The organism is Anaerolineae bacterium, assembly GCA_011176535.1.
In the GTDB taxonomy this organism is placed as follows: Bacteria; Chloroflexota; Anaerolineae; order Anaerolineales; family DRMV01; genus DUEP01.
The window spans coordinates 1-9,501 of record DUEP01000116.1 but is presented as its reverse complement, the minus strand read 5'-3'; the positions used below and the strand labels follow the sequence as shown (position 1 = coordinate 9,501).

At 68.6% G+C, this 9,501-nt stretch carries 4 protein-coding genes; all 4 read right to left on the bottom strand.

Annotated features, from left to right (window positions below):
• Nucleotides 1-257: 257 nt before the first annotated feature.
• Nucleotides 258-2,726 carry a penicillin-binding protein 1C gene (gene pbpC, locus G4O04_10035; protein ID HEY58851.1) on the bottom strand — a complete coding sequence of 823 codons (2,469 nt, stop codon included), beginning with the start codon at nt 2,724-2,726 and terminating at the stop codon, nt 258-260.
• Nucleotides 2,726-2,878: a hypothetical protein gene (locus G4O04_10030; protein HEY58850.1), complete on the bottom strand. Its 153-nt coding sequence runs from the start codon at nt 2,876-2,878 to the stop codon at nt 2,726-2,728. The genes pbpC and G4O04_10030 overlap by 1 nt, the downstream gene beginning before the upstream one ends.
• 82 nt (nt 2,879-2,960) lie before the next feature.
• On the bottom strand, nt 2,961-8,927 hold the full coding sequence (locus G4O04_10025) for a hypothetical protein (protein ID HEY58849.1): 5,967 nt from the start codon (nt 8,925-8,927) through the stop codon (nt 2,961-2,963).
• Nucleotides 8,928-9,246: 319 nt separating this feature from the next.
• A complete protein-coding gene (locus G4O04_10020) occupies nt 9,247-9,444 on the bottom strand; it encodes a twin-arginine translocase TatA/TatE family subunit (protein ID HEY58848.1) in 198 nt (65 codons plus the stop codon).
• Nucleotides 9,445-9,501 lie beyond the last annotated feature (57 nt).

The window sequence follows — 9,501 nt, the reverse complement described above, 5'->3', positions numbered from 1 at the left end:
TCTCTACTCCCTTGGGGCTTGTGACTCTGTTCCACCTTTGTTTGTTTTTACATGCAAACATCAATAAAAAGCTCTGCGGGGAGGGTTCTGGGGTTCCCCTCCCTCGCATTCCTTCCCCAAATGTGGAAGCCGCGCTTGCATGACCGAGGATGGACCAGGGCGCTCAGACGGCCCCAGCCCCCAATCCTTCCATGGCTTCCCTTTCGTTCAGGCTCGGTCGTCCCAATCCTCCTGGCGCGGTGTGGGGCGGAGTTCCCCTACGGCCGGCCTTCCACCTCAATTTTTGCCGTGGCGCTGGGGTGAGGGTCGCCCTGAGGGGGGAGGACCTCTGCCCAGAAGGTGTGCTCGCCGGGGGTAAGGGGCCACCAGGCACGGCAGGTGGGGGCGGGGCACTCGGCCAGCAGGCGGCCATCGGCCCACAGGCGCAGGGTGGCTTCGGCGAGGGCCGTTTCGGCTTCCACAGGGATTTTCTGGGCCTGGGCGGGCAGGTCGGGGCTCAGGCGGTACACGCTGCCGGCCGGCGGGGAGCGGAGCACCACCAAGGGGGCGTTGTCCCGGGCGGGGAGGATGGACGGGGGGGCGAAGTCCTGCACCAAGGGCCAGCCCTGGGCGCGGGCCCAGGCCCAACCCTGGGGCGGGAGGTTCAGGGCCAGCACCTTCCCGCGGCGGTCCGGTGGGGTGCTGGGGGAGGCCAGGGCTCCCGTCTTCAAGTCCACTTCCAGCAGGCGGTAGGTCGTGTCGGCGGTGCGGGGTTCGGTGCCGGCGATGAACCATGCCAGGTGCCGCTGGCGGCACGCCGGCGAAGGGAGCAGGCCGGAGAGGGTGCACACTTCCCGGCGCACCAGACCGTCCGGTTGGGGGAAGGGCGGGGGCAGGGCGTTCTGGTGCAGGGAGCGGATGAGATCGTGCCAGATGGGGGCCGCGCTGGTGAGGCCGTCCACGCCCTGCATGGCCTGGAAGTCGGCGTTGCCCACCCACACGCCGACCACCCAATGGGTGGTGTAGCCGATGGCCCAGTTGTCGTGGAAGCCGGAGGAGGTGCCAGTTTTCACGGCGGCGGGGAAGCCGACTTCGAGGGAGGAGTGGCGGCCAAAGCCCAGGGCCCGGGCTCTGTCGTCGCTGAGGATGTCGCTGATGAGCCAGGCCACGCGGGGGTCCCAGACGGGGCGCGGTGGGGGTGATGAGGCGCGGTACAGGACGTGGTCTTGAAGATCGGTAACTTCGTATAGCCACCAAGGGGCGCGGAAGCGACCGCCAGCGGCGAAGGCCGTGTAAGCCCCAGCCAGTTGCAGCAGGGGCACTTCGCCGCCCCCCAGGGCCAGGGAGAGGTCATACTCCTCGGCCGGGCCCAGGCTGGTGATGCCCAGGCGTTGAGCATAGGCCAGAGGGGTCTCCAGGCCCACCTTTTGCAACGTCAACACCGCCGGGATGTTGAGGGACGAAGCCAGGGCCTGGCGCAGGGTCACCGGGCCGTGTTCTTGCAAATCGTAGTTGTGGGGGATGTACGGGCTTCCCTCGTGGGTGGTGAAGACGGTGCGCACATCCCAGAGTACCGTGGCCTCGGTCCAGGGGTGGGGCTGGTCGGGCTGGAGGGCGGCGGCGTAGATGAGGGGCTTGAAGGCCGAGCCGGTGGGGCGGGGGGCCAGGGCCATGTTCACCGCGCCATGGATGGTGTCATTCGTGTAGTCAGCGCTCCCCACCAGGGCTCGCAGGGCACCAGTGTGCGCGTCCAACACCACCACCGCCGCGTTGTTCACCCGACGGTCGCGCTCCCGGCGGAGGGCAGCCAGGTGACGGCGCACGGCTTCCTCGGCCAGGGTCTGGATGTCCAGGTCCAGGGTGGTGCGCACCACCAGGGGAACCCCCTGAGGCAGGCGGCCGGCCTGTTGGAGGGCCTGCACCTGGTCGAGGACCATCCACACGAAATGGGGCGCCCGCATGGGGTAGGGGGAGGGGGTCAGGCTCAGGGGCACGGCCTGGGCCTGGGCGACCTCCGGGGGGGTAAGGAACCCGTGGCGCACCATGAGCCGCAAAACGGTGTCCCGCCGGGCGCGGGCAGCTTCGGGATGGGTGAAAGGGTCGTAGCGGGCCGGGGCCTGGGGCAGCCCGGCCAGCAGGACGCATTCGGGCAGGGTGAGTTGGGCGGCGGGCTTGCCGAAGTAGGTCTGGGCGGCGGCCTCAACGCCGTAGGCCAGGCCGCCGTAGTAGGTGGTGTTCAGGTAGAGGGCCAGGATCTCGTCTTTAGAGAGGGTGCGCGTCAGGCGCCAGGCCAGCACGGCCTCGCGCACCTTGCGCCGCAGGGTGCGTTCCCCCGCTTCGTCTGCCAGCAGCAGGTGGCGCACCACCTGCTGGGTGATGGTGCTGCCCCCGGCAACCACGCGGCCCGCCCGCAGGTCCAGCCACAGTGCGCGCATCATGCCCCGCCAGTCCACGCCGGGGTTGGTGTAGAAGGTGGCGTCTTCCACAGCCACGGTGGCCTGCTTGAGGCACAACGGGATGGCTGTCGGGGGGAGGGGAACAAAACGGCCTTCTCCTTGGGGGAGGGTGGCGTACAGCAGGCGACCGTGACGGTCGGTGATCCGAAGACTTGGGGGACGGTAGGGGGTGCGGAGGGCCTGGGTGGGGTCGGGAAGGTCGTGCAAGATTTCGTGTAGCCATAATCCCCCAAAAAATCCCACCACAACCACCGCTACCAAAACCCCAAACACCACCTTCCGCATCACCATCACCCCTCCACCCAACCAACCAGCAGAAGTCTCACAAAAGCATATCCCGGCAGGGGCTGAGCCACTTGAGCCAAGCTACCAGCCAGGGGAGGGCGCAGGGTGGCGCCCAACAGCAACCCCAAGGCCCAAAAGAGCAGGCCCACGGCCAGCATCGCCGTCATCTCCCAGGCCAGAAAGCGGGCAAAATCCTGACCGGAAGGAATTTCAAGGGTATGTTCCTCTTCTCCACCAGGACTATCGCCGCACCTCAATCATCGCGCCGGCACTACGGCCACGGACATCGGGGAAGGCGGTCTCATACGCCACCGTGGGCCGCACCTGGAAGCGGCCCGGCACCGTGGCGCGGGCGTAGTAGGTCAGGGTGTACACCCCGGCGGGGAGGGTGGGCGCCACCATGACCACCCGCTCGTCGTAGGTTTCGCGGTGATAAAAGTACCAGTTGCCCCAGCCGTAGCGCAGGTAGTCCTGTGCAGAGAAGAGGTCGGCCGGGTAGGGCTCGGTGGGCAAATCCAGGGCCTCCAGCCCGGCGGGCAGGTAGTCCGTGAGCACCACTTGATGCAGGTCGTGGGGCATGGTGAGGGTCAATCGCACCTGGATGAGTTGGCCGGGATGGAAGACGGTGCGCGGGGCGGTCAAGTCCTCCAGGGCGTAGTAGGCCCGCTCGACCTGCAGGCCGTTGCTCAGCGGGGGCACCCCGGCCGCCGGCAGGGTAAGGTCGAGGAACGCCTGGTAGTACAACACACCGGGACCCGCGCCACGGCCCAGGCGCAGGGAATGCGTGCTGTCCGGGCGTAGCGTCCAGGTCCAGGTCTGGGGATTGGAGGCCTCGGCGGGCGTCATGTGGGCCTGGGCTAACAGGGTCTCATCCAGGTAAGCCGCGTAGTCGTAATCCGGCTGGGCCTCGCCGCTGAAGGCGGCCCAGCGGGCCAGGGCCAGAGCGACCAGGGCATTGGTCGTGTCGCTCCCCCAGCCTCGCTCGCCGCGCACCCCCAACAGCCAGAGCACCGTCTGGGGCAGGAAGGGCGCCTGGGGGTCGGCCTGCAACAGCGCCCGCAGGGCCAGGGCCGTGGTCCCGGCGTCTGAGGCCCAGCCCCACCAGCCCGCGCCGTCCCAGTGGGCGCCGACGGCCGAGGACACCACGGCCCCGTTTTCCAGGCGTTGCACGATGGGGTCGGTGAAGGCGGGCTTCATGCCCATCTCCTGGGCAGCGTGGAGCAGCAGGGCCCAACCGGCCAGGCTAAGCGCCCCCCGGCGGGCCGTGGCCGTTTCGTTCAGGCGATAGGCGGCCCCGGCAGGGCGGCGCCCCAGTTGGGTCAGCAGGTCCAACGTCAGGGCCAGCAGGTCGCCCTCGGGCGCCTGCAGCCGCTGCCGCATCTCCTTCTCAAGGGCAGTTTCGAGGAAATCGGCAGCGTGATCCAGCACCCGCGGTTCCACCCCCAGCCCGGCGCGGCGGGCCTCCAGCATCGCCCAGGTAGCCCAGAGGGTGGGCTCGGTGCGGCTTTCCCCTTGAGGACACCAGGGCCAGCCCCCATCATAGGCCTGGAAGGCGATCAGCGCCTGGGTCATCTGGTGGGCCGCCTTGCGCAGGTCCTCCGCCGGGGGCGCCCCCGAGGCGTCCAAGGCCTGGAGCAGGGCGGCGTTGGCCAGCAAGGGTGAAGCGTAACTCAGGGTGCAACGGGAGGTGGGTTGGGTACCCTGTCCCAAAGTGACCAGGGTCTCTCGCAGCCTGGCCAACAGCGAGCCGCTCAGTTGCAGGTGCAGGGTGGCATTGGCCGCGTCAGAGGGCACGCTCACGCCCTCGACCACCTGAGCGGCCTGGGTGAGGGCACCAGCCGTGCCCACCGCCTCCACGGTGTGGAAGCGGTACACCGGGATGCCGCCGTCGGGCAGCAGGGTGAGGGTGGGACGAGCGGCGTCGGTGTAGCCGTCGGCCCGGGCCTCTACGAGCAGGTCCACCCGCCTGGCATCGGCGGCGATTTTGGCTTGCCAGGAGACCGCACCCTGCCCGCCCGCCGGCACGGTGACCTGCTGCGTCACCGGGTCGGCCAGGGTGACGCCCTCGGCGCGGCTCAGGCGCACGGTGGCTTCCAGCGGGGCGTCGGTGGTGTTGTGCACCACGGCCTGCAGAGCCACCTCGTCTCCGGCGGTGAAGAAGGCGGGGGTGTGCAGGCGCACGAAGAAGGGCCGCGACACCCGCACCTCGGCCACGCCTTCCCCGGCGCGGGTGTCGGCGGTGACGGCGCGGGCGCGGACGACCCAGGTAGTCATGTTGTCGGGCAGGGTGAAGGACACTTCGGCGCGGCCCTGGGCGTCGGTGCGCACCTGGGCCTGCCAGTAGGCCGTATCGCGGAAGGTCTCCCGCACGGTGATCACGCCGCCCGTGTCCATGCCCTTGCCGCCGCCTCCGCTGCCCATCCCCTCCCCGGTGGGCAGCAGGCGCTGGATGCGGGCGTTGTAAGCCTCCAGGTCCTGGGTGGTGCCCAGGGCCGTGGCGACCTGCAGGCCGTTGGCCGGGTAGAGTTCCCCCAGCAAATCGTAAGTGTCGGGGGCCAGGGCCAGCAGGGCCTTGTCCACCACGGCCACGGAGACCTCGGCCGACACGGGCTGGCCGTCCAGGGTGGTCGTGCGCAGGGTGAGGTGCAGGGTTTCCCCCGGCCCGGCCTGCTCACGGTCGGGGGTGACTTCCACGCGCAGGGTTTGCGCGTCCAGGGCCACGGGCAGGCGCACGGTGCCCATGCGATAATCGGGGGGCTGGCCCGCTCTGGCGGGGCGCAGGGTGAGCACCGAGGCGAAGACCTGCGGGGCCAGGTCGGCCTCGATGGGCAGTTCGATCAGGTTGCTGGCCTGCTCCAGGCGCACCACCCGGGCCTGGTACACCTGACCGCGCTCCAGGGTCACCAGGGCGTAGGTGGATTCGGCGTAGGGCTGAGGCACCAGCAGGCGGGCCGTGTCGCCGGGGCGATAGGCCGGCTGGTCAGGCACCACGGGAAGCAGGTGCGTGCTTTGTTCCCACAGCAGGGCCTCCTCCCCAGCCACCCACACCCGCAGGGCAGCCTGGCGAGGGCGACCCTGGGCGTCGGTAGTGCGGGCCACCAGGCGGTAGGTGCCGCTTTGCTCCGGGGTAAAGGTAATGTCGGCCTGCCCCCGCCCGTCGGTGGTCACCGGCCCCAGAGTAGTCACGGGTGTGGTCTCCAGCGAGGATTCCCAGCGGAGGATGCCGTCGGCCCCACGACGCTGCACGCTGTGCCATTCCTCGCGCAGCACCTCCACGGTGATGCGCTGCCCGGCCAGCGGCTCACCTTTGGGACTCAGGGCCACCAGATGCACCTGGAGCGGCTCGCCCTGCACGCCCACCCAGCGGTCTGTTTTCAGCCCCACATAGACCTGACTGCGGCGGACGACCACGGTGGTGTGTCCGTCGGCGGTGTTCCCGCCCGCGTCGGTGACCGTGGCCCACAGGGTGATCTGGACATCCTGGTCCTTCAGTTCCCGCAGGGCCGCAGCCGGATCCAGGGGGATGTCCAGCCGTCCCTGGACATCGGTGACCCCCTTCTGGGTCTGGCCTCCGGGGCCGTACTCCGGCCCGGTGAAGGCCCACTCCCAGGGCCAGTACACCTCCTGAGTGAAGGTGTAGTCCCGGAAATCCACTGGGGGCCGGTAGAAGTAGGACTGCACCTCGGTGTGCCAGGTCACTTGAGCGTTGGCCACCACATCCCCGGCGTAGTAGGTGGTCTGAAGGCGCACGGTGGTGGTCTGGCCGGGTATCAGGTCAGGCTGTTGCGGGGTGAGGGCCACCTCGAACACGGGTTTGTGATAGGCGGCCACGCGCACGGTAAAACTGCCCAGATAGACCGGGCCGGCGTGCACCGTGAGGGTGTACGCGCCCACCGGGGCCTCCTGGAGCAGGGAGAAGGACCCGGCAAAGGTGCCCCAGGAGGACAGGTCGAGGGTCTGGCGGGCGACTTCGGTGCCCTGGCGATCCAGCCTCACCCAGACCTGGGTGGTCTCGGGGAGGTGGTAGTGAAGGTCTTCGTTGACCCGCACCAGGCCCTTGAAGTAGATGGTCTGGCCGGGGCGGTAGAGAGGGCGGTCGGTGTAGAGGAAGGCCTGGGTGCGGCGGGCCTGCTCGTCCTGCACCCACCAGTAACTGGCGTGATACCCAGAGGGGGAATCGGCCTCCCATTGGGCGTCGGCGATGGCAAAGCGGTCGGGGGTGTGTAGGAGGGCGAAGCGGGGCGTCTTGGTCAGGTCCTTTTGCTGGAAGAGGCCCTGGGCATCGCTCACGCCCTGGGTCAGGGGAACCACCCGGGTGGCCCGGTCCTCGGTCTCCTCCACGGCGTACAGGGTGAGGGGCTGGTCCGCCTGTGAGGCGGCGGTGTCCAGGTCGGTGACCCAGACCAGGCCGCCCTGGGGGAAGGTTTTCAGGGTGAGGTGGTCGGTGGCGACCAGGAGCCAGGCGCCCTGGGTCTGGCCCCAGGGGTTGGGCTGGCCGTCCACGCGCAGGCAGTAGGCCCCCGGAGGCAGGGGATGGCCGAGGAGGTCTGGCAGGGCCAGGTCCAGATAGTGGGTGCGGTCGCGTTGGGTCTGGCTGAGGTCCAGGGTTTGCGAGAACACCAGGTTCGGGCTGGTGGGGCAGGTATCGTAGGTGGTCAGGCCGTGAAGCAGAGTTGCGTCGGCCACGGCGTAGATGTCCAGGCGCAGGGAGGTCAGGTTGGCGTGGCGCACCCAGAGGCTCTGGGGGCCGTCGGCGCGCAGCAGGGCCACGCCGCCGCTGGGGAGCAGCAGGTCAAAGCCAGGGTCTAGATGGGCGGTGGTGATTTGGAAGGTGATGGGTTGGTCCAATACCTCGCCGTACAGGTCAGCGATGCCGGGAAGCAGGGCGATGGTGTAGGTGGTGCCTGCCGCTAGTTGGCCCAGGGTGAGGGTGCGGTCGTGCACCTCCCAGGTTAGGCGCTCTGGGGCGGGGGAAATTTGGATATGCCCTTCCAGGGTGTCGCGGTCCGGGTAGGTGTTGAATTCCAGCGAGATCCAGGGGGAGAAGTAGTCCTGCTGCCGGGGCAGGCGCACCACGGCAGGTCGGCCGGCGGTCTGGAAGACAGTGGACGCCGGAGCGACAAGGTGGCCGCCGTCCCTGGCCTGGGCCTCGGTGGAGAGGGTCACGATGTACCGCGTGTCGGGCGCGTAGAGGCCCTGCGGCACGATGGTCAGTTTGGTGGCGCGCTCGTTCCAGCGCAGGGTGTAGGGCGGGGCAGGGGAGCCGTCGGCCGCGGTGATGGACAGGGCCTGCGCCACGCTGTCCTCGTCCATGGGGTCGGAGAAGGTGATGCGCACGGCGGCGTCGCGGCGCACATACAGGGCCGGGTTGTTGTTGGCGTCGGCCCACTGGTCGTCCACGCGCAGGTCGGTGACTTTCACGGCGCGGGTGGTGAAGCGCCAGACCAGGGGCTCGGTGAGGGTTTCCCCGGAGAGGCTGGTGACGCTGGCGGGGAGCCGCACGGTGTAGGTGGCGTCGCTGCACAGGGGGTGATCGGGGCGAAAGACGTAAATGGTGCTGCTCACCCAGGCGCCCTGGCCTTCCACGGCGGGGGTGATCTCCAGGGGCAGGGGCGGCGCGGCTTCCCGGCTGGTCAGCGGAGCGACGGGCTTGTTGAACACCACGGTGATCTCGGCGTCCAGGGGCACGGCCTGGCTGCCCTTGGGCGGGAAGACGCGCTGCACGGCGAAGGCGGCCTCGGTGTCGTAGGTGAAGCTCAGGGGCGCGCCCAGGGCAGTGCCGTCGGCGGCGCGCAGGTCGGTAGACAGGGTGACGGTGTAGCGTGTCTCTGGGGTCAACGGCTGGTCGGGCACAAAGCGAAACGCCTGCTCCGTGGGGAAGGTGAACGTGCCGGGAATGACCTCGCCCGCAGCCGTGGTCAGGCGGAAAGCGACGGGGGCGCTTTCCATATCCAGGGGGCGGGTGAAGGTGAAGGTCAGCGCGGCGTGCAGTCCGAGGGGCACCCCGGGGCCTGGGTCGCGGCGCAGCAGGGTGAAGGGCGGTTTTACAACAGGAATGTTGGCGTTCAGAAAGGGGGTGGGGGTCAGGGTGGGGATAGGCTGGGGCGTGGGCGTCGGGGTGGGTACCCGGGTGCAGGCGAAGAGCAAAGCCAGCAAGACCAACGCTAGGCTCAGCCGTGAAGAGTTGGCTGGGAACGCACGCATCATGACCTCCCAGGGGAACGAGAAACAAACGGTTACTGGAAGTATTATAGGCCAAACACGCCACCCCGGAGAGACCCTTCTACCCACGCCGGGTTTTCCTCCTCTCCGCCCCCCATTCCCCAAGAAAAGACGGCTGCTCGTCATCGCCGAGAGCGACGGATGCTTCACCAAGCGCCTTGGGCGCGTACTACAACCCGGTTGAAGCAATACGGCCCATGACCGGGGCTGTCTTGCTGCTGTCATAGGGGACAACAACACCCCCTGCTGGAAAGCATGCCCCGGCAGGGGGAGATTCCCAAGATGCAAGGTGTGGAGAGGGGGATTACGAGGCTTGAGGAGGCGTGGGGCCGGGGGGGGGCTGCTTTCCGTTTTCCTCGGATTTGTCCGTGCCTTGTAACCCTTCGCGAAACGCCCGAATGCTCGCACCCAACTCCCCCGCGATGCGGCTGATCCGCCCAACGCCGAAAAGAATCAGGACGATCACCAGGATGATGATCAGTTCTGTGGGGCCCGGATTCATCGAGATACCTCCAAACGAGGGTGAGATGGGGTCATTATACCACCCCCGGCCTTTCGT